The sequence below is a fragment of the Methylobacterium sp. WL12 genome (genome assembly GCF_008039475.1).
Taxonomy (GTDB): domain Bacteria; phylum Pseudomonadota; class Alphaproteobacteria; order Rhizobiales; family Beijerinckiaceae; genus Methylobacterium; species Methylobacterium cerastii.
Map to the genome: position 1 here is coordinate 1 of NZ_VRUW01000040.1, position 18,385 is coordinate 18,385.

General features: G+C 69.8%; 21 protein-coding genes. 10 read left to right on the forward strand and 11 right to left on the reverse strand.

The window, feature by feature from the left end:
* Positions 1–361: 361 nt before the first annotated feature.
* From FV226_RS15615 to FV226_RS15630, 4 genes are all read left to right on the forward strand, one after another.
* Positions 362–646, forward strand: a complete 285-nt coding sequence (locus FV226_RS15615) for a hypothetical protein (RefSeq protein WP_147763631.1) — start codon at positions 362–364, stop codon at positions 644–646.
* A gap of 464 nt (positions 647–1,110) precedes the next feature.
* Positions 1,111–1,296, forward strand: coding sequence for a hypothetical protein (locus FV226_RS15620; protein ID WP_147750950.1), 186 nt, complete (start codon positions 1,111–1,113; stop codon positions 1,294–1,296).
* 16 nt (positions 1,297–1,312) lie between these two features.
* Complete coding sequence (locus FV226_RS15625) at positions 1,313–1,591, forward strand: hypothetical protein (RefSeq protein ID WP_147763655.1); 279 nt, start codon at positions 1,313–1,315, stop codon at positions 1,589–1,591.
* A 179-nt stretch (positions 1,592–1,770) separates the two neighbouring features.
* Positions 1,771–2,025, forward strand: a complete 255-nt coding sequence (locus tag FV226_RS15630) for a hypothetical protein (protein ID WP_147763632.1) — start codon at positions 1,771–1,773, stop codon at positions 2,023–2,025.
* 114 nt (positions 2,026–2,139) lie between these two features.
* Here the strand turns inward: FV226_RS15630 and FV226_RS15635 are convergent, their stop codons facing one another.
* Genes FV226_RS15635 through FV226_RS15645 form a run of 3 tightly spaced genes read right to left on the reverse strand, consistent with a single transcriptional unit; the run spans position 2,140 to position 4,695 of the window.
* Positions 2,140–2,916: an ABC transporter ATP-binding protein gene (locus FV226_RS15635; RefSeq protein WP_147763633.1), complete on the reverse strand. Its 777-nt coding sequence runs from the start codon at positions 2,914–2,916 to the stop codon at positions 2,140–2,142.
* 4 nt (positions 2,917–2,920) lie between these two features.
* Entirely contained in the window at positions 2,921–3,673 is a 753-nt protein-coding gene (locus FV226_RS15640) for an ABC transporter permease (protein WP_147750968.1), read from the reverse strand.
* Positions 3,670–4,695 (reverse strand): ABC transporter substrate-binding protein, encoded by a 1,026-nt coding sequence (locus tag FV226_RS15645; RefSeq protein ID WP_147763634.1) that lies wholly within the window; start codon positions 4,693–4,695, stop codon positions 3,670–3,672. The genes FV226_RS15640 and FV226_RS15645 overlap by 4 nt, the downstream gene beginning before the upstream one ends.
* 317 nt (positions 4,696–5,012) lie before the next feature.
* Here FV226_RS15645 and FV226_RS28040 point away from each other — a divergent pair, with 317 nt between their 5' ends.
* Together FV226_RS28040 and FV226_RS15650 are read left to right on the forward strand one after the other, a co-directional pair.
* The gene (locus FV226_RS28040; RefSeq protein WP_187278773.1) at positions 5,013–5,183 is read left to right on the forward strand and encodes a hypothetical protein; all 171 of its coding nucleotides are present in this window, start codon (positions 5,013–5,015) and stop codon (positions 5,181–5,183) included.
* Between the two features lie 92 nt (positions 5,184–5,275).
* Positions 5,276–5,692: a DUF3597 domain-containing protein gene (locus FV226_RS15650; protein WP_147763635.1), complete on the forward strand. Its 417-nt coding sequence runs from the start codon at positions 5,276–5,278 to the stop codon at positions 5,690–5,692.
* A 66-nt stretch (positions 5,693–5,758) separates the two neighbouring features.
* Here FV226_RS15650 and FV226_RS15655 read toward each other — a convergent pair whose 3' ends face one another.
* Positions 5,759–6,820 (reverse strand): polyamine ABC transporter substrate-binding protein, encoded by a 1,062-nt coding sequence (locus FV226_RS15655; RefSeq protein WP_246691619.1) that lies wholly within the window; start codon positions 6,818–6,820, stop codon positions 5,759–5,761.
* A 56-nt stretch (positions 6,821–6,876) separates the two neighbouring features.
* The gene (locus FV226_RS15660; protein WP_147763636.1) at positions 6,877–7,236 is read right to left on the reverse strand and encodes a RidA family protein; all 360 of its coding nucleotides are present in this window, start codon (positions 7,234–7,236) and stop codon (positions 6,877–6,879) included.
* A gap of 225 nt (positions 7,237–7,461) precedes the next feature.
* Between FV226_RS15660 and FV226_RS15665 the strand changes: the two genes are divergently transcribed.
* Positions 7,462–7,728, forward strand: a complete 267-nt coding sequence (locus FV226_RS15665; RefSeq protein ID WP_147750956.1) for a GlsB/YeaQ/YmgE family stress response membrane protein — start codon at positions 7,462–7,464, stop codon at positions 7,726–7,728.
* A gap of 80 nt (positions 7,729–7,808) precedes the next feature.
* Here FV226_RS15665 and FV226_RS15670 read toward each other — a convergent pair whose 3' ends face one another.
* The 3 genes from FV226_RS15670 to rpsO form a co-directional block, all read right to left on the reverse strand.
* Entirely contained in the window at positions 7,809–8,030 is a 222-nt protein-coding gene (locus FV226_RS15670; protein ID WP_147750957.1) for a YgaP-like transmembrane domain, read from the reverse strand.
* A 163-nt stretch (positions 8,031–8,193) separates the two neighbouring features.
* A complete protein-coding gene (pnp, locus tag FV226_RS15675; protein ID WP_147763637.1) occupies positions 8,194–10,413 on the reverse strand; it encodes a polyribonucleotide nucleotidyltransferase in 2,220 nt (739 codons plus the stop codon).
* 312 nt (positions 10,414–10,725) lie between these two features.
* Positions 10,726–10,995 carry a 30S ribosomal protein S15 gene (gene rpsO / locus FV226_RS15680; protein ID WP_147750959.1) on the reverse strand — a complete coding sequence of 90 codons (270 nt, stop codon included), beginning with the start codon at positions 10,993–10,995 and terminating at the stop codon, positions 10,726–10,728.
* A gap of 504 nt (positions 10,996–11,499) precedes the next feature.
* Between rpsO and serA the strand changes: the two genes are divergently transcribed.
* Together serA and FV226_RS15690 are read left to right on the forward strand one after the other, a co-directional pair.
* Complete coding sequence (gene serA / locus FV226_RS15685) at positions 11,500–12,747, forward strand: phosphoglycerate dehydrogenase (RefSeq protein WP_147763657.1); 1,248 nt, start codon at positions 11,500–11,502, stop codon at positions 12,745–12,747.
* A 317-nt stretch (positions 12,748–13,064) separates the two neighbouring features.
* Positions 13,065–14,507: an amino acid permease gene (locus tag FV226_RS15690; RefSeq protein WP_147763638.1), complete on the forward strand. Its 1,443-nt coding sequence runs from the start codon at positions 13,065–13,067 to the stop codon at positions 14,505–14,507.
* Between the two features lie 207 nt (positions 14,508–14,714).
* Here FV226_RS15690 and xth read toward each other — a convergent pair whose 3' ends face one another.
* A complete protein-coding gene (xth, locus tag FV226_RS15695; protein WP_147763639.1) occupies positions 14,715–15,524 on the reverse strand; it encodes an exodeoxyribonuclease III in 810 nt (269 codons plus the stop codon).
* A gap of 175 nt (positions 15,525–15,699) precedes the next feature.
* On the opposite strand from xth, the gene FV226_RS15700 reads away from it, so the two are divergent.
* Positions 15,700–16,419, forward strand: coding sequence for a lysophospholipid acyltransferase family protein (locus tag FV226_RS15700; protein WP_147750962.1), 720 nt, complete (start codon positions 15,700–15,702; stop codon positions 16,417–16,419).
* A gap of 156 nt (positions 16,420–16,575) precedes the next feature.
* Here FV226_RS15700 and FV226_RS15705 read toward each other — a convergent pair whose 3' ends face one another.
* The gene (locus FV226_RS15705) at positions 16,576–17,046 is read right to left on the reverse strand and encodes a cupin domain-containing protein (protein WP_147750963.1); all 471 of its coding nucleotides are present in this window, start codon (positions 17,044–17,046) and stop codon (positions 16,576–16,578) included.
* Between the two features lie 157 nt (positions 17,047–17,203).
* Positions 17,204–18,166: an outer-membrane lipoprotein carrier protein LolA gene (locus tag FV226_RS15710; RefSeq protein ID WP_147763640.1), complete on the reverse strand. Its 963-nt coding sequence runs from the start codon at positions 18,164–18,166 to the stop codon at positions 17,204–17,206.
* Positions 18,167–18,385: the final 219 nt, after the last annotated feature.

The following is an 18,385-nucleotide window of genomic DNA, read 5'->3' on the forward strand; positions in this document are numbered from 1 at the left end:
ACTCGTGCAGCGAGGGCGGCAGCAACCAGCCCTGATCCACATCCCAGGAGCGAAACACCTTGGCCATGAGCCAAGTGAATCACCCTCCGGCCCCGCCGTCGAGAGGATTACTCGGACGCGCTCCTAGGTGTCACCGTGACGGGGGCTCCGACTGGTTTCAAACCGGACGGACGCAGCGGCGATCGAGGCGATCCACCCGCCGGCCTCGAGGGCGACCATTGCCCGCTGCCATCACGAAATCCGGAACCGGGAGCGACACCGCCGGCGGTTAACATGGCGGTAACCATGACCGCCGAGAACCCGTCGCGGAACGGCGGCGCCCTCCGCATGCGCCCCGGCAACTCTCCAAGGAGTCACGACCATGGCGCCCGGATACGTGATCGCCGCCTGTTTCGAAGGCGCCGGGGCGATCGGGATCGTGGTGGCCCTGCGGCTGCTCCACGCCGAGCAGCGCGCCAAGGCCGCCGAACTCGCCCGCTTCCTGCGATCCGGACAGGTCCCGGATGCGCCGAAGGTGAAGGTCGTCGCCGAGGCTCGCCCCACGCCGGCGCTCCGGCTCGGTCCGACCGCGCGACCGGCCCGCGCCATCGGCCCCTCCGACGCCCTGCTCGCCCTGCGCAGCGCCTACGGGGCCGCGGCGCGCTGATCGACCCCGCGCCGCACGTTCAGCGCAGAAGCGCGTCGAGCCCGAAGCCGCCGAAGACCACGAAGGCGAGGGTCATCAGGAACTTGAGGTCGTCGAACGTCTCGGTCATGGCCGTCGCCTGATGGTGTCTCGGGAAGGGGCCGGACGTCGCCCGGTCGCCCCACCATCCATCGTCCGGCGCATTCGAGCGAATCGTTTCAGGCTTTCTTAACCGGCCCTCGCGGATTTCCCGGAAACGCGCTTCACGCTTCGTTAAGACCGCACGCGAAGCTCGCGCCGGCGGTAACCATCACCTCGGCGCCGCCGCGGATCGGAACCCAGGCGCGCCCGGACCGTTGTGCGGGCGGAACAGGACCCGTCGTCGGGCTAACCTGGCGACCGCCCGGCCCGCGCCCTTTCCGGCGAACGGGCCTTTTGCCTGGACGACCCGTCGCCCGGCGGCCCGTCCGATCGGAGCCCCCGTAATGCGCAACCTTCTCCTCACCCTCATCGTGCTCGCCGGCGGCTTCGTTCTCGTCGCGATGTACGTCGCGCCGACCCAGCCCGGCCTGCGCGCCTGGTACCGCGACAACGCCTGCGTGCACCTCGACAAGGTCAGCCCGCAGATCTGCGCGCCGCTCCGCCAGGCCGAGGGCACTGACAAGGTCTGAGCGGGCCGTGTCGGCCCTGCGCCGCGCCGTGGACTGGACGTTCCGCGACCGGCGAACCGGCGCGTTCGTCATTGGACAATGGCCCAATCTCCCGCTCTGGTTGTTTTTCGGGTTCTCGATTGTGCGCTGGGTCCTCGTTCCGCAAGGTCGGCCGGACTTCTGGTTGCGGATCGGGGCGGGCGCGGCGCTCGGGTGGTGGGCCGCCGACGAAGTTCTGCGCGGGGTGAACCCCTGGCGGCGCATCCTCGGAGCGGCCGCCTTGGTCTGGTTGGCGGTGTCGACGACGCTGGCGTGATGGCGTCGCGCCGCGTGGAACGTCGAGGTGCCTCGGATCACCGATCGTATTTTCTACGCATGGTTGAAACTAGTCGTTGCGCATGCAACGATTTACGTGAATACTGATTTGACCAATCGGTTCGCTCGCATGCATGTGCCGGGCCGACCGCAGGCAGGTAGACTGGACGGCACGAACCGATGACGGACCCGGCAACCTCGCGTCTGATGCAGGATGGCTCGCGTTCGGCGGCCAGCCAGCAGATCCTGGGCAAGATCGCTGCCGTGCTCGCGATCCCGGTCTCGGACTTCTACCGGCACGAGCCATCGGTCTCGGACGCACTGACTCCCAATGCGGCCGAATGCGACGCGATGCTGGCGGCGTTCCTGCGGGTCGGGGACCCGGAGGTACGAGCCCGCATCGTCGAGATGATGCGGGCCTATTCGGACAACTGATACCAAATCTCATGGGTCATAACCCATGAGGCGCGGCGGACGACCACCGCCTCGCAGTTGCGGGGGTCGAACCTCGCTGAGCCGGGCTCACCGAGGTTGGTTCTGAGGCTTCCGTCAGAGTTCCGCCGAGTCGCGGGACAGCTCGCCGCGCAGGCGCCGGGCCGCCTCCAGCAACGCGCCGTCGCGCCGCCGCCGCGGACGCGGCAGGTCGATGCGCACCTCCGCCGCCACGCGGCCGGGCTTGCCGGCGAGCACAACCACCCGGTCGGCCAGGGTCACCGCCTCGTCGATGTCGTGGGTCACGAACAGCACCGTCTTGCCGGTGGCGGCCTGGATGCGCTGCACCTCGTCCTGCAGGCCTTCGCGGGTGAAGCTGTCGAGCGCCGAGAACGGCTCGTCCATCAGCAGAACGTCGGGGTCGACCGCGAGGGCGCGGGCGATGGCGACGCGCTGGCGCTGCCCGCCCGAGAGCTGGTGCGGCCAGCGCTGAGCGAGGTCGCCGAGCCCGACGAGGGCCAGCATCTCGCCGGCCTTGGCGCGACGCTCGGCACGCGACAGGCCGCTGTTCTCGAGGCCGAACGCCACGTTGTCGATGACGCGCCGCCACGGCAGCAGGCGCGCATCCTGGAACACCAGGGCCATCGGCGTGCGGCACCCGGGGCGCGTCGCAAGGTCGACGGTGCCGGAACTCGGCGCGGCGAGCCCGATCAGCACCCGTAGCAGCGTCGACTTGCCGACGCCGGATTCGCCGACGATCACCAGGAACTCGCCGCGCGCGACCGTGAGGTCGAGGTTCGACAGGATGACGTTGCGCGTGCCCGCGCGCTCGTAGGCGAGGCTGAGGCCGCGGAAGGCGACGATCGGGGCGTGCGGGGCGGTGTCGGCTGTCATGCGCTCAGGCCCGCCAACGCAGGAGCCAGCCCTGCAGGGCGACGAAGGCGGAATCGAACAGCCCGTAGAGCCCGGCCATGGTCAGCATGTAGACCACCACGATGTCGGTCGAGAGCAGGCTCGAGGCCTGCATCATCCGCTGCCCGACGCCGGGCACGCCGAAGATCTCGGCCGCGACCACCGCCATCCAGGCCTGGCCCAGGGCCGTGCGCAGGCCGACGAGGATGCCCGGCGTCGCCGCGGGCAGCAGAATCTTGGTCAGCCGAGCGGGGGCCGAGCGGAAGCCGAAGGCCTGCGCCACCTCGATCAGGTCGCGGTCGACGCCGCGCACGGCGCCCTGCGTCGCGAAGAACACGATCCAGAACACGCCGACGGCGATGATGAAGACGGCGGCAGAGGGCTCGACCCCGAACCAGATGATGGCGAAGGGCACCCAGGCGAGGCCGGGGATCGGCCGGAGCAGGCGCACCACCCAGGCGGTCGCCGACTCGAAGGTCCGCGACATGCCGCCGACGAGCCCCAGGGCGATCCCGGCGCCGGCGCCGACCGCGAGCCCCACGAGGTAGTGGCTGAGGCTCGACGCCACCGCCTCGAACCAGACGCCGAGCTCGATCTCGCGCAGGAACGCGGCCGGGATCGTGGTCGGCGGCGGCAGGAAGGCCGGATTGATCAGCCCAAGCCGCGGCGCGGCCTCCCAGACGAGCAGGAAGGCGGCGAGCCCCGCGGCCGACAGCAGGATCGAGCGGAGGAAGGTCAGCGCGCGACCGCCTTCTCGTAGAAGCCCGGCACGAACAGGCCGTCCGTCGGCACGTCCTTGTCGAGGGTGCCGATGCTCACCTGGTAGGCCTGCATCTTCTTCGTGGCCTCGATGATCACGCGCGGGTCGGCGGTGAACTTCGCCGCCGGCGAGGAGAGCGCCTTCCGGATGGTGGCGAGGTCGGTGATGCCCTTGCCGAGCGCCTTCTCGACCGGCGGCGCGGCGCGCGCCGGATCGGTCTTGAGCAGGTCGGTCGCCTTCACCAGCGCATCCACGAGCCCTTGCACGGCGGCCGGGTTGCGGTCGGCGAAGGCGCCGGAGACGGCGACGACGGTGCCGGGCTGATCGGGGAACATCTCGGCACCGGTGGCGATCAGCGTGATCGCCGGGTTGCGCTGTTGGACGATCGTCAGCGCCGGCTCGCGGATCGAGGCGCCGTCCACCGCGCCGGCGAGCAGCGCCTGCTGCGTCGCGTCGATGCCCATGGCGACGACGTCGGCGTTCGCCTTGTCGGTCTTGGCCACCTGCCAGAGCCAGTGCTGCAGCGTCGTGTTCGGCACCGAGCCCGGCGGCTGGGTCGCGAGGCGGGCGGCGCGGCCCTCCTTCTCGCGGTAGCGGCGGAACGCCTCCGCCTTGTCGGCGGTGGCCGCGAAGTAGGGTGCGAGCTTGGGGCCGGCGACGAACACCATCTCCTCGACCGCGGTCGCGGCGACCACGCGCACGTCGATGTTCTTGGTGCGCGCCACGGCCAGCGGCGCGATGCCGGCGACGTAGACGTCGATGGTGCCCGACGCCAGCGCCTGGATCATGTTCGGGCCGGACTCGAAGGTGGTGAAGCCGGGCTTGAGCCCGGCGGCATCGAGCCAACCCTCGCCGTTGGCGACGAAGATCGGCGCCGCGCCGATCACCGGGATCACGCCGATGCGGACGGGGACCAACGCGGTCTGCGCCGGGGCGGGGCCCGCGCCGAGGGCGAACAGGGCCGCGGCGAGGATCGTGCGGCGAAAGGGACGGTAGCGCATGGGCTCTCAGGGTCCGGGCTCGGGGACCGACGGGTTCGGCGTGCGCCGCTCCCATGCCACAGGCCGGCGAAAGGTCAAATCGCATATCTCATGCGCAGGCCTTGCGGCGTCCACCGTCCCAAGATGATCGATGTAACCACATGGTCACGACCATACGTCGGAGCGTCATGACGCTTGAACCGTTAATTCAACCGTTAGGTCCGAGAGTCGCTACGCGTACTCATCAAAATCAAGTGAGGCCGATATTTATGGATCTGCAAGCCGTTGCGATCCGCATTCGGGTAATCTAACTGCTTTGCCGACGTAACAAATCCAACTTGGCGATGCTCGTCGCGATGCTGTGCTTCACCTGCCTGACCTGTGGCGTCGGCCTCGCCGCATTGTCGACGCGCGACGCCGAACGTGCACCGATGCTGGAACGCTGGAGCGGGATCTGCTTGCTCGTCGGCCTTGTGCTGCTCGGCGTCGGCCTGCCGTTCTTTCGCTGAGGACGCAACACAACCGGAACAGGCCGGTCCCGCCCCCGTTATCCCGCGACTGCGGCACGTCTTCCGCGGCATCGATCGAGGGAATCCATCTCATGAGCCTACTCGGCAGCATCGTCAGCAAGATCCTGCATCCGTTCGGGGGGGCCTCGTCCTCGGCCGCGCCCTCGACCACGGATGCCGGCGGCTCCAGCAGCCCGGCCTCGACCTCCACCACGGCCGACGCGTCGCCGTCGGCCTCCACCTCGGGCGGCCAGGTCGACGTCGAAGCCGTGCTCAACGGCATGGCCGAGAAGAACTCCCAGACGCTGAACTGGCGCACTTCGATCGTGGACCTGATGAAGCTCCTCGATCTCGATTCGAGCCTGACCGCCCGCAAGCAGCTCGCCGACGAGCTGCACTTCACCGGCGACAAGGACGATTCGGCGACCATGAACGTCTGGCTGCACAAGCAGGTGATCAAGAAGCTCGAAGAGAACGGCGGCAAGGTGCCGGCCGACCTCAAGGACTGATCGCGTCCTCGGACCAGAAGCGAAGCCCGGCCGTCGCGCCGGGCTTTTTCATGCCCGGCGCACGCCTCATTTGCCCGTGCGCACCCGCGTCCAGGCTCGCGTGACGAAACGCTGGGTGCGGTCGTCCCAGGCGGTGTTGACCGAGAGGCGCTGCATCGTCGCCTCGTCGGGGTAGATGCCGGGATTGGACAGGATCTCGGGCTTCACGAACGCCTTCGCGGGCAGGTTGCCGCTGGCGTAGGAAACGAAGTTGGTGTTGGCCGCCGCCACCTCTGGCCGCAGCATGTAGTCGATGAAGCTCAGCGCCTCGGCAGGGTGGGCGGCGTCCTTCGGGATCGCGAAGGCGTCGAACCACATCAGCGTGCCTTCCTTTGGAATGAGGTAGGCGATCTCGACGCCGTTCTTGGCCTCGTCGGCCCGCTTCTTCGCCTGCAGCACGTCGCCGGAATAGCCGACCGCGACGCAGAGGTCGCCGTTGGCGAGAGACTGGATGTACTCCGACGAGTGGAACTTCCGGACCGTGCCGCGCACCTTGAACAGGGCGTCGGTGACCTGGGTGATGTCGTCCCAGCGCTTCGAATCGCTCTTCAGGCCGAAGGTCGGCAGCATGCTCGGGATCAGGTCCTCGGGGCTGTCGAGCATCATGATTCCACAATCCTTCAGCTTGTTCGCCGAGGCCGGGTTGAGGACGAGGTTCCAGCTGTTGAAGGCGGCGTTCGTGCCCAGGCGCTCGCGCACCAGCCCGAGGTTGAGCCCGAGCCCGGTGGTGCCCCACATGTAGTCGACGGCGTAGGCGTTGCCGGGATCGTAGGTGGCGAGCCGCCCGGCGATCTCCGGCCAGGCGTTTCCGAGGTTCTTGAGCTTGGCCTTGTCGAGGGGCAGGAACGCGCCGGCCTTGATCAGCCGCTGCAGGAACGGCCCCGACGGCACGACCACGTCGTAGCCGGACCTGCCGGCGAGCAGCTTCGTCTCGAGGATCTCGTTGTTGTCGTAGGTGTCGTAGACGACCTTGATCCCGGTCTCGCGGGTGAAGGCCTCGAGCACCTTCGGGTCGACGTAGTCCGACCAGTTGTAGATGTTGACGACCCGCTCGGGGCCGACCGCCAGCGCCGGCCCGCCCGCGAGCATCGGTCCCGCGAGCAGGATCGCGCGGGCGCACCGGACCATCCGCATCGCGGCGCCCTTCACTTGTCCGAGCGGGCGGCGACGACGACGATCTCGACGAGGTATTCCGGTCCGGCGAGCTTGGCCTCGACGGTCGCGCGGCCGGGCGGGTTTTCCTTCGACACCCAGGCGTCCCAGGCCGCGTTCATCTCGGCGAAGGTGCCGATGTCGGCCAGGTAGATCGTCGCCATCAGGATGCGCTCCTTGTCGCTGCCGGCGTCCGACAGCAACCGGTCGATCTGTCCCAGAATCTGCTGCGTCTGCGCTGTGACGCCGGTGCCGACCGTGTCGGCCGCGACCTGGCCCGCGAGGTACACCGTGTCGCCGTAGGCGACGCCCTGCGCCATCCGTGCGCCCGGCTCGAAGCGTTCGATCGTCATGCCCTGTCCTCAGCTGCGGTTCGGACCGCTTCTGCCGCCCGGCGCCAGCCAGGTAAAGGGGCGCCGCGCCGGCGATCGAGCCAGAGAAGGCATGGAAAAAGGTCCGATCGCGGCCAATTCGTCGCAACCCACGAAGCCGACCGTGCGTTTCACGTCCGTTCTAGCGTCGCGTCATCGGATAAGCGGCGTCACATCGTCAGGCGTCACGTCGCCAAGGGGTTCGTCATGGGTATTCTCTGGACCATCATCATCGGTTTTCTCGCCGGCGTCGTCGCCAAGTTCATCATGCCCGGTTCGAACGAGCCCGCGGGCTTCATTCTGACCACCATCCTCGGCATCGTGGGCGCCTTCGTCGCGACCTTCCTCGGTCAGGCGCTCGGCTGGTACGGCCCGAACCAGGGCGCAGGCTTCATCGGCGCGGTCGTCGGCGCGATCGTCGTGCTCGCCATCTACGGCTTCGTCGCCAGCCGCGGCCGCACCACGACGCTCTGAGGTCCATCTCACTTAGACGACCGACCAAAAAAAGGGGGCGCCGCGAGGCGCCCCCTTTTTTCGTCTCGCTTCGTCGAAGCTCAGAGCCGGTCGGAGACCGCTTTCATCGCGCAATGGCCGGTGGCGCCGCGCAGCGCCAGGCCGACGCCGACGACGAGGGCGGCGAGGCTCAGCCACTTGTTCGGGCGCGGCTGTGCGGCGGCCGCCGCGATGCCGAGGCCGAGCGCCACCGAGACTGCGCGCTCCGTGGTGCTGAGGTTCGGCTCGCCGCTGAAGATGTCGTGGATCATGTCGTTGGCCATGGAATCGACTGCACTCCTGTTGGGGTTCGCGGATCGAACGCCGTGCGAACGCCGCCGTTCCTCACGCTGTGTCGTTTGCCGCCGCGCCGGAACCGCCACGAAAAAGGCGCGGCCCCCTAGAGGACCGCGCCGTCTTCGCCGTCAGGACCTCAGGTCCGAACGATCAGTCGTTGGCGTTGCGACGCTCGCCGCGGCTGCTGCGCTCGCTCCGCTCGCGCGGGGCCCGCTCCTCGCGCTCGGGCTCGCCGCGCTCGGCGCGCTCCGCCTTGAGCTTCTCGGTGAGGTCCTCGCCGGTCTCCTGGTCGACGACCTTCATCGACAGGCGGATCTTGCCGCGGTCGTCCTGGCCGAGGAACTTGACCTTGACCTTCTGGCCCTCGCTGACGACGTCCGTCACCTTGGCGACCCGCTGGGCGGCGAGCTCCGAGATGTGGACGAGGCCGTCCTTGGCGCCGAAGAAGTTCACGAAGGCGCCGAACTCCATCGTCTTCACGACGGTGCCCTCGTAGATCATGCCCGGCTCGGCTTCCGCCACGATCGAGCGGATCCAGTTGTAGGCCGCCTTGATCGCCTTGCCGTCGGCCGACGCGATCTTCACCGTGCCGGAATCGTCGATGTTGATCTTGGCGCCGGTCTTCTCGACGATCTCACGGATCACCTTGCCGCCGGTGCCGATCACTTCCCGGATCTTGTCGGTGGGGATCTGCATGGTCTCGATGCGCGGCGCGTACTCGCCGAGCTCGGGGCGGGCGGCGGTCAGCGCCTTCGCCATCTCCACGAGGATGTGGGCGCGGCCGTCGCGGGCCTGGTCGAGGGCGACCCGCATGATCTCCTCGGTGATGCCGGCGATCTTGATGTCCATCTGGAGCGAGGTGATGCCCTCGTCCGTGCCGGCCACCTTGAAGTCCATGTCGCCGAGGTGGTCCTCGTCGCCGAGGATGTCGGAGAGCACCGCGTAGCGCTCGCCCTCGAGGATGAGGCCCATGGCGATGCCGGCGACGGGACGGCGCAGGGGCACGCCCGCATCCATCAGCGACAGCGAGCCGCCGCAGACCGAGGCCATCGAGGACGAGCCGTTCGACTCGGTGATCTCGGACACGACGCGGATCGTGTACGGGAACTCGTGGGCCGGTGGCAGCACCGGGTGGATCGCGCGCCAGGCGAGCTTGCCGTGGCCGATCTCGCGGCGGCCGGGCGAACCCATGCGGCCGGTCTCACCCACCGAGTAGGGGGGGAAGTTGTAGTGCAGCAGGAAGGTCTCCTTGTAGGTCCCCTGCAGCGCGTCGATGTACTGCTCGTCCTCGCCGGTGCCGAGCGTCGCGACGACCAGCGCCTGCGTCTCCCCGCGGGTGAACAGCGACGAGCCGTGGGCGCGCGGCAGCACGCCGACCTGACTCTCGATCGGGCGGACGGCCTTCACGTCGCGGCCGTCGATGCGCGAGCCGGTGTCGAGGATGTTCCAGCGAACCACCTTCGACTGCGCCTCCTTGAAGGCGGCCTTGACCTTCTCGGGGGCGAACTTCTGCTCGCCCTCAGCCGGGCAGAGCGCGGCGACCACCTTCGCCTTCACGGCGTCGACAGCCTTGTAGCGCTCCTGCTTGACGGTGATCTTGTAGGCGTCGCGCAGCTCCGACTCGCAGACGCCGAGCACGGCGGCCTCGACGTCGGCGTTCTCCGGCGGGGAGAAGGCGCGCGGCTCCTTGGCGGCCTTCTCGGCCAGGCGGACGATCGCCTCGATCACCGGCTGGAAGTGCTTGTGGCCGAACATCACGGCGCCGAGCATGATCTCCTCGGAGAGCTCCTTCGCCTCCGACTCGACCATCAGCACCGCGTCGGTGGTGCCGGCGACGACGAGGTCGAGCACCGCGCCGTCCATCTCCGGGACCGGCGGGTTCAGCACGTACTGGCCGTTGGCGTAGCCGACGCGGGCCGCGCCGATCGGGCCCATGAACGGCACGCCCGACAGGGTCAGCGCCGCGGAGGCCGCGACCATCGCCAGGATGTCGGGATCGTTCTCGAGGTCGTGGGTGAGCACGGTCACGACGACCTGGGTGTCGTTGCGCCAGCCGTCGATGAAGAGCGGGCGGATCGGGCGGTCGATCAGGCGGGAGACCAGGGTCTCCTTCTCGGAAGGGCGGCCCTCGCGCTTGAAGTAGCCGCCGGGGATGCGGCCGGCGGCGTACGCGCGCTCCTGATAGTTCACGGTGAGCGGCAGGAAGTCGATCCCGATCTTCGGCTCCTTGGAGGAGACGACGGTGGCGAGCACCGAGGTGTCGCCGTAGGTGGCCATCACCGAGCCGTCGGCCTGGCGCGCGACCTTGCCGGTCTCCAGCACGAGGCGGCGATCGCCCCACATCAGCTCTTCACGTTGTACGTCGAACATTCTGTTTTCCTTGCCATCGTGCGGCGGGCGAACCCGGCGCGGCCAGGGGCAAGACGGCGGGACACTCCGGCGGCGGAGTGCCCTGCGATCCTGTCCCTGGTGTTCGCGCCTCGAAGTCGCCCGTTGCTCGGAGGGCCGGACCCGTTCCGGCCACCCGAGGTACGGGAGCGTCCTCCGCGATCCTCGGATCGCGAAAGACACCCCATCTCGGTGTGTCGTCGCATTTTCTTCGCGCGAGCCGGTGTCCGCCTCGCTCGAAAATGCTTTCCATAAAAAACGGTCCCGAGCCGGGCTCGGAACCGCGTGCAGTGCTTAGCGGCGGATGCCGAGGCGCTCGATGAGGCCGCGGTAGCGGGCCTCGTCCCGGCGCTTCACGTAGTCGAGCAGCGAGCGGCGCTGCGAGACCATCTTCAGGAGGCCGCGGCGGGAATGGTTGTCCTTGCCGTGGGTCTTGAAGTGGGCGGTCAGGTTGGTGATCCGCTCGGTGAGGATCGCCACCTGGACCTCCGGCGAGCCGGTGTCCTTGGCGACGGTCGCGTATTCCTTGATGAGCGCGGTCTTGCGCTCTGCCGAGATCGACATCGCAGTGCCTTTCAGGTGAGGTGTTCGGAGGTGCCGTGCGGTCGCCCCTCCGAAACGGGAGGGCTGCGCGTCGGCAGGCTCGGGTCGTGCTCGGATCTTGGCCGATGCCGGGATGTCGTCCAGCAGGGTCGTTGGCCCAAGCGGTTTCGGCCCCGCCCGTCGCCGGGCCGAGGCCGCGCGGACCATACACGAAACCCTCGCCAACGCCAGCCCGGCGCGGGCACGCGGTCGACCGCTCGAAAGCGCTTGCCTTGTTCTCCTTCGGCCTCAGTCGCCGTCGCCCGCCTCCGCGGGCTTAGGCTTTCGCTCCGCGGGGCGCTCTTCGCGCCCGGAGCCGCAGGCCCAGGCCGGATATAACGGCGCGCGGATGCATCCCAGCCATCCCCATGCGTCGTTGCTTCGCGGCATTGCCGCTCCTAACGCTGCCGCATCGCGGCGCGACGCGCCTCTCGTTACATGACCGATCGCACCATGAACCACGAACCGCCCCCCGTGACGCTGGTCCTGCCGGAACGGCTGTCCCTGCCGAAGGACAAGATCCGGGTGCTGCTGCTCGAAGGCATCAACGACAACGCCGTCGGCCTGATGCAGGCGGCGGGCTACACCAACCTCGTCCGCCTGCCGAAGGCGCTCGACCGCGACGCCCTGCACGCGGCCCTGAAGGGTATCCACATCCTCGGCATCCGCTCGCGCACGCAGCTCGATGGGGCCGCCCTCGACGCGGCCGACCGGCTACTCGCGGTGGGCTGCTTCTCGGTCGGCACCAACCAGGTCGACCTCGACGCCGCCCGCCGCCGCGGCGTGCCGGTGTTCAACGCGCCGTTCTCGAACACCCGCTCGGTGGCCGAGCTCGTCATCGGCGAGATCGTGATGCTGCTGCGCCGAATCGTGCCGCGCTCGGTCGGGGCGCATGCGGGCCGGTGGGACAAGTCGGCGACGGGCTCCGTCGAGGTGCGCGGCAAGACGCTGGGCATCGTCGGCTACGGCAACATCGGCACGCAGCTCTCGACGCTGGCCGAGGCCATGGGCATGCGGGTGGTGTTCTACGACCACACCGACAAGCTTCGCCACGGCAACACCGAGCCGACCGCCTCGCTCGCCGACCTGCTCGCCCAGAGCGACGTGGTCTCGCTGCACGTGCCCGAGACCGACGCCACCGCCAACATGATCGGCGAGGCCGAGATCCGCGCGATGAAGCCGGGTGCGTACCTCATCAACAACGCCCGCGGCACCGTCGTCGACCTCGACGCGCTCGCTCGCGCGCTCCGCGACGGGCACCTGGCGGGCGCCGCCGTCGACGTGTTCCCGGTCGAGCCCGGCTCGAACCAGGAGCGCTTCGTCTCGCCGCTCCAGGGCCTGGAGAACGTGATCCTGACCCCGCATGTCGGCGGCTCCACCGAGGAGGCGCAGGAGCGCATCGGCGCGGAGGTCGCGCGCAAGCTCGTGGACTATTCCGACATCGGCTCGACGATCGGCGCGGTGAACTTCCCGCAGGTGCAGCTGCCGCCGCGGCCGACCGGCGCCCGCTTCATCCACGTGCAGCAGAACCTGCCCGGCATGCTCAACCGGCTCAACGCGGTGTTCTCCCGCGCCGGCATCAACATCGCCGGCCAGTTCTACCAGACCGACGGCGAGGTCGGTTACGTGGTGCTGGAGACCGACGCGACCAACGCCGACGCCGAGACCCTGCTCGCCGAGATCCGCGCGATCCCGGGCACGATCCGCGCGCGGCTGCTGTACGAGCGGCGCTGAGGGCGGCGGTCGCGCGTCGCGCTGCCTTCGAACTGACGTCCATCGCGGCATGACGGCACCGGATGGATCGTTCGAAGCACCGCGTGACCCCCTCTCCCATGGGGAAGAGGGTTGGGGTGAGGGGCGTGACCTCTCAGGACAGGGCACGCCCCTCATCCTGTCCTTCTCCCCCTGGGAGAAGGGACCCGCGCTCGCCTCCGCAGCCGGCCGGAGCCTGATCGCGGAGCGCGCGAAGATTCTTGCCCGACGCGGCTATCGCTGGCGCGGCCCTTGCCGCAGCCTCGCGCATCGCCCGCGGGTTCGGACCACGCCACCCCATGACCACCGGCCTCTTCGCCACGAAGAAATCCGTCGCCGCGCTCGTCGCCGCGCATGACGACGACCAAGGGCCGGCACTGGCCCGCGACCTGTCGGCGTTCGGGCTGGTCTGCATCGGCCTCGGCGCGACCATCGGGGCGGGGATCTTCGTCCTCACGGGCACGGCCGCCGCGCAATATGCCGGGCCGGCGCTGGCGCTGTCGTTCGTGGCCGGCGGCATCGCCTGCGCCTTCGTCGGGCTGTGCTACGCGGAACTCGCCGCGATGATCCCGGTGCCGGGCTCGACCTACGCCTACACCTACGCGACGCTCGGCGAGCTCTGCGCCTGGATCATCGGCTGGGACCTCGTCCTGGAATTCGCCTTCGCCGCGGCCACCGTCGCGGTCGGCTGGTCGGGCTACGCGCAGAGCCTGCTGGCGGATGCGGGCCTGCGCCTGCCCGCGGTCCTCGCCGCAGCGCCCGGGGGAGGCGGCCTCGTCAACCTGCCGGCGGCGGGAATCGTCCTCGCGCTGACGGCGCTGCTGATGCGGGGCAGCCGCGAGGCCTCGTGGGTCAACGCTGCGATGGTGGCCCTCAAGGTCGCGATCATCCTCGGCTTCGTCGGCGTCGGCGCCGCGCACCTGAAGCCGGAACTGTGGCACCCGTTCATCCCGGAGAACACCGGAACCTTCGGGGAATTCGGCTGGAGCGGCATCCTGCGCGGGGCCGGCGTGGTGTTCTTCGCCTTCATCGGCTTCGAGACGGTCTCGACCGCCGCCGGCGAGACCCGTGATCCGCAGCGCGACGCGCCGATCGGGCTGCTCGGGTCGCTGGCGGTAAGCACCGTGCTCTACGTCGCGGTCGCCGCGGTGCTCACCGGCCTCGTGCCGTACCGGTCGCTGAACGTCGCCGACCCGATCGCCAAGGCGATCGACGCGATCGGGCTCGGCGGCTTCAGCGTCGCGATCAAGCTCGGCGCGCTGGTCGGGCTGACCACCGCGACGCTGACCGCGCTCTACGGGCAGGCGCGGGTGTTCTACGCCATGGCCCGCGACGGCCTGCTGCCGCGCCTGTTCGCACAGGTGAGCCCGACGACGCGCACGCCGATGTTGAGCCAGGCGACGATCGGCGGGCTCACCGCGCTGGTCGCCGCCCTCGTGCCGATCGAGGAGCTGGGCGAACTCGTCAGCATCGGCACGCTGTTCGCCTTCGTGCTGGTCTGCACCGCGGTCCTGATCCTGCGGCGGACCGAGCCGGACCGGCCGCGCCCGTTCCGGGTCCCGGCGGTCACGCCGGTGGCCGGCCTCGGCATCCTGTCGTGCCTGCTGCTGATGGCGGGCCTGCCGGGCGAGACCTGGATCCGCCTCGCAATCTGGCTCGCGCTCGGCCTCGCCCTCTACGCGGTCTACGGGCGCAAGAACGCCCGCCGGGTGAGGGCGGGCGCGTCGCAGGCATCAGGCTGAAACCGGACCACAGGGGGCATGCCCCCGTGGCTGGGTGCAGACGCTCAGAACGAGCGGCGGTGCGGGGTCTGCCCGCCGCCGTAGCGGCGGCGGAGATACGAGACGACCTTCGGCAGCAGGAAGGCGAGCAGGATCTTTCGCATGGGTCGGCGGACCTTCTTCACGAGCGTGTGAAGGTGCAATGCGCCGAGCCCGTCCGCGTTCCGGTCAGAGCTCCAGCGTCAGCGTCACGGGCGCGTGGTCGGACGGGCGCTCCCAGCCGCGGACGTCCCGCGCGACGTCGACCTTGTGCACGGTGCCGGCCAGGTCCGGCGAGACCCAGGCGTGGTCGAGTCGCCGGCCCTTGTCGGCCGCCGCCCAGTCGGGCGAGCGGTAGCTCCACCACGTGAAGATCTTCTCGGGCGGCGGGGTCAGCAGCCGCGCGGTGTCGACCCAGCCGACCTCGTTGCGCAGGCGTTCGAGCGCCTCGGTCTCGACCGGCGTGTGGCTCACCACGTCGAGGAGTTGCTTGTGCGACCAGACGTCGTGCTCAAGCGGCGCAACGTTGAGGTCGCCGACGAGGATCGCGGGCCCCTTCATCCGGCGCCCGCCCCAGGCGCGCAGGTCGCGTAGAAAATCGAGCTTGTGCGCGAATTTCGGGTTGAGGGCGGTGTCGGGCACGTCGCCGCCGGCCGGCACGTAGAAATCGTGCAACGCGATGCCCGCGGCCGCGCCCGCCTCGGGGCCGAGCACCGCCGAGATGTGGCGCGCGTCCTGGCGCTCGCAGAAGCTCATCACGTCGCGGGTGATCAGCGGGAACCGCGAGAGGATCGCGACGCCGTTGTAGCCCTTCTGCCCGGCGAAGACGACGTTCTCGTAGCCGGAGCCGCGCAAGGCCTTCAGCGGGAAGGCGTCGTCCGGGCACTTGGTCTCCTGCAGGCAGAGCACGTCGGGCTTCGCCTCGGCGAGGAAGCGCAGCACGAGGTCGATGCGCAGGCGCACCGAATTGATGTTCCAGGACGTGACGGTGAGGCGCAACGGAAACGCTCGCGGTTCTCGGGGGGACGCGGCTGGATAGCGCGATTCGGCCGTGCGATCGACGCCGCGACCGGGGCCCTCGCGGAAATGGCGTGCTCAGCCCAGGACGACGGAGTATGTCCGCGCACGGACCACCGCTCGCCCCCCGCTAGACGACACGCCAGAGACATCGCCCTTGCCGCGCATCCGCTCCGTCCTGTTCAACGCCTACTGGGCCGCCTGGACCGCTCTGTTCCTGGCGCCGCTCGCAGTGCTGGCCGCTTCCGGCTCGCCCGTCCGGCCGATCCGCGCGGCGACGCGCCTGTGGGCGCGCGGCATCCTGTTCGGGCTCCGCACGATCTGCGGCCTGCGCTACGTCGAGGAGGGGCGCGAGCGCATCCCGAACGAGCCCTGCCTGATCGTCGCCAACCACCAGTCGGCCTGGGAGACGCTGGCCTTCCTGATCCTGGTGCCCGACGTGGCGATCATCGCCAAGCGCGAGCTGGTCGCCATCCCCGTGGTCGGCTGGTTCCTGCGCCGCTCGCCGATGATCATCATCGACCGCGCCAACGGCACGCAGGCCCTGCGCACGATGATCGACGAGAGCCGCGCCGCCGTGGCCGACGGGCGTTCGGTGCTGATCTTCCCCGAGGGCACCCGCGGCACCATCGCGGAGAAGCTGCAGTTCAAGCGCGGCGTCGAGCTGCTGTACGGGCGGCTCGGCCTGCCGGTGCTGCCGGTGGCGGTCAACTCCGGGCTGTACTGGCCGACCGGGTCCTCGACGCGGGCCGGCACCGTGACGGTGAGCTACCTCGCCCCCCTGGCGCCCGGCCTGTCGGCGGCCGAGTTCATGCGCGGCACCGAGGGCGCGATCGACAGCGAGCTCGATCGCTGGCGCCCCAGGGCAATCGCCTGACAGCGCTTGCCCCGTTTTTCATTGCGGCCTCAATCGCCGGCGCCCGCATCCGCGGGCTCGGGCTTCCGCTCCGCGGGGCGCTCTTCGCGCCCTGAAGCCGCGAACGCTGCTTCCAGCGACCGCCCTGGCTGGAATCCCGAAGCCGCGTAAGGCGCTTCAGTCGACGGCGCCGTAATAGGTGAAGTGCTTCTTCACCGGCTCGATCACGTCCCAGGTGCCGGAAAAACCTTTCGGTGTGACGAAGGCGTCGCCGGCCCGGTAGGTCTTCGCGGTGCCCTCGGCGTCGGTGACGATCACGACGCCTTCGAGCAGGTGGATGAACTCGTCCCGGCCGAAGTCGATGCGGAACTTGCCCGGGCGGCAGGTCCAGATGCCGGCGGCGAACAGCTTGTCGGGGCTCTCGTAGACGTAGGTCGCGGTCTGCTCCGGGCGGCCGGAGAGGATGCAGGACCGCTCGGGCCAGTAGCCGGCGGCCGGCGGCCGGCCGGCGGGGAAGTCGACGTTCGTCACCGTCGGCCCGGCCAGCACCGGCGGCGGCGGGCCGGCCGGTCGGCGCAGGCCCGGCACCACCGCGAGGAACGCGGCGACGGGCCCTGCGAAGGTGTGGAGAAGCCTGGCGATTTCCATGTCGTACCCCCGATCGAATCGAACGAGGGGCACGATCGGGCGGCGCGCGTTGACGGCGGGTTCACCGCGGCGGCGCTAGGCGGCAATCGCCACGCTTCAAGGCGCCTGTCCCCGGATCGATGCGGAGAGCGTTAAGGAATCCTCGCCGCGCCAAACCTCACGGGGTTTGCGACTGCTTGATCCGCTCCTGCATCGCCTTGTCCTCGGGGCGGCCGTAATTGATGAAGAACTGGTTGCCGTCGACGGCCTTGCCCCGCTGCAGGTTCGAGAGCTGCACGGTGGTGAGGTAGCCCTGCGGATCGGTGATCCGCCACTGGCTCAGCACCTTCACGTCGGGGTCGAAGAACAGCTGGATCTTCGAGGTGCCGCCCAGCGTCGCGCGATCCTCCAGGCTGATGCGGACGCCGCCGGGATCGTTCGACACGTCGGTGACGGTGAGGTCGCGGGCGAGGTCGATCTTCTCGCGGACCAGGAATTTCAGCGGCGTCTGGGCGATGAAGTACAGATCCTGGGTCGCGAGCTTGCGGTCGCGCACCGCCACCGAGGTGCCGTCGGCCACGACCTCCAGCGGCGAGGGCGGGTCGTAGTCGAAGCGCAGGCGGCCGGGTTTCGCGATGGTGAGCTTGCCGCCGATCCGCCGCCCGTCCGCGGCGATCTGGATGAACGAGCCGGTGAGCGTGCCCATGCCGTTGAAGTAGGCGTTGGCCTGGGACAGCACGGTGGCGGCGTCCGGCGGCTCGTCCGAGGCGCCGGCCGGGGCAGGGGCGGGCGCGCCGACGGCGGCGACCTTCGCGTCCGCCGCGGAGGGCTTGCCCGCGACCGGCTTGGCGGCACCGGGCTTCTCGGCCGAGCGGGCCTTGGCGTCCTTCGATGATTCCTTCGTCGCGTCCTTCGTCGAATCCTTGGCCGCAGGCTTGGCGACCGTCTTCTTCGCGGGCGCGGCCGGCGTCGGCGATGGAGCCGGCGCCGCCTCCGGCTCTGGCGCCGGGGCCGGCTGTTCCTTGCGGCCGAACAGGCCGTCGAGGAAGCTGCTGACCTGCGCGTCGGCCGGCGCGACCGGGGCGATCCAGGCCGCGAGCGCGAAGAGCGATCCGGCAAGTCGGGTGCGGCGGCCGAGCATGGACAGGCGTCTCCTGGGCGGGTGCGGCGTCCCGCAAGCGATGGTCGGCGTCCGGCGTGCAAACGGCGCCGCGCGAGGGCGTCGTGGCGCGCGAAACGCCCGTCGAGCCGGGACGCCCGCTCGGGGCGCCGGGCATCCGGGCGCGTCGTCGGGCGCCGTTAGAGCGGCACCCTGTGGCGAAGATGCGACGCCCGGCCCGGTTTCGGGCCGACGCCGCGT

Excerpts from the sequence above, each read along its gene's own strand:
- FV226_RS15630 (WP_147763632.1), top strand. The coding sequence starts at position 1,771 with ATGACGGACCCGGCAACCTCGCGTCTGATGCAGGATGGCTCGCGTTCG.
- FV226_RS15650 (WP_147763635.1), top strand. The coding sequence starts at position 5,276 with ATGAGCCTACTCGGCAGCATCGTCAGCAAGATCCTGCATCCGTTCGGG.
- FV226_RS15620 (WP_147750950.1), top strand. The coding sequence starts at position 1,111 with ATGCGCAACCTTCTCCTCACCCTCATCGTGCTCGCCGGCGGCTTCGTT.
- FV226_RS15645 (WP_147763634.1), bottom strand. The coding sequence starts at position 4,695 with ATGCGCTACCGTCCCTTTCGCCGCACGATCCTCGCCGCGGCCCTGTTC.
- FV226_RS15615 (WP_147763631.1), top strand. The coding sequence starts at position 362 with ATGGCGCCCGGATACGTGATCGCCGCCTGTTTCGAAGGCGCCGGGGCG.
- FV226_RS15690 (WP_147763638.1), top strand. The coding sequence starts at position 13,065 with ATGACCACCGGCCTCTTCGCCACGAAGAAATCCGTCGCCGCGCTCGTC.
- FV226_RS15635 (WP_147763633.1), bottom strand. The coding sequence starts at position 2,916 with ATGACAGCCGACACCGCCCCGCACGCCCCGATCGTCGCCTTCCGCGGC.
- FV226_RS15660 (WP_147763636.1), bottom strand. The coding sequence starts at position 7,236 with ATGACGATCGAACGCTTCGAGCCGGGCGCACGGATGGCGCAGGGCGTC.
- FV226_RS15710 (WP_147763640.1), bottom strand. The coding sequence starts at position 18,166 with ATGCTCGGCCGCCGCACCCGACTTGCCGGATCGCTCTTCGCGCTCGCG.
- FV226_RS15705 (WP_147750963.1), bottom strand. The coding sequence starts at position 17,046 with ATGGAAATCGCCAGGCTTCTCCACACCTTCGCAGGGCCCGTCGCCGCG.
- FV226_RS15670 (WP_147750957.1), bottom strand. The coding sequence starts at position 8,030 with ATGGCCAACGACATGATCCACGACATCTTCAGCGGCGAGCCGAACCTC.
- pnp (WP_147763637.1), bottom strand. The coding sequence starts at position 10,413 with ATGTTCGACGTACAACGTGAAGAGCTGATGTGGGGCGATCGCCGCCTC.
- FV226_RS15655 (WP_246691619.1), bottom strand. The coding sequence starts at position 6,820 with ATGCTCGCGGGCGGGCCGGCGCTGGCGGTCGGCCCCGAGCGGGTCGTC.
- rpsO (WP_147750959.1), bottom strand. The coding sequence starts at position 10,995 with ATGTCGATCTCGGCAGAGCGCAAGACCGCGCTCATCAAGGAATACGCG.
- FV226_RS15665 (WP_147750956.1), top strand. The coding sequence starts at position 7,462 with ATGGGTATTCTCTGGACCATCATCATCGGTTTTCTCGCCGGCGTCGTC.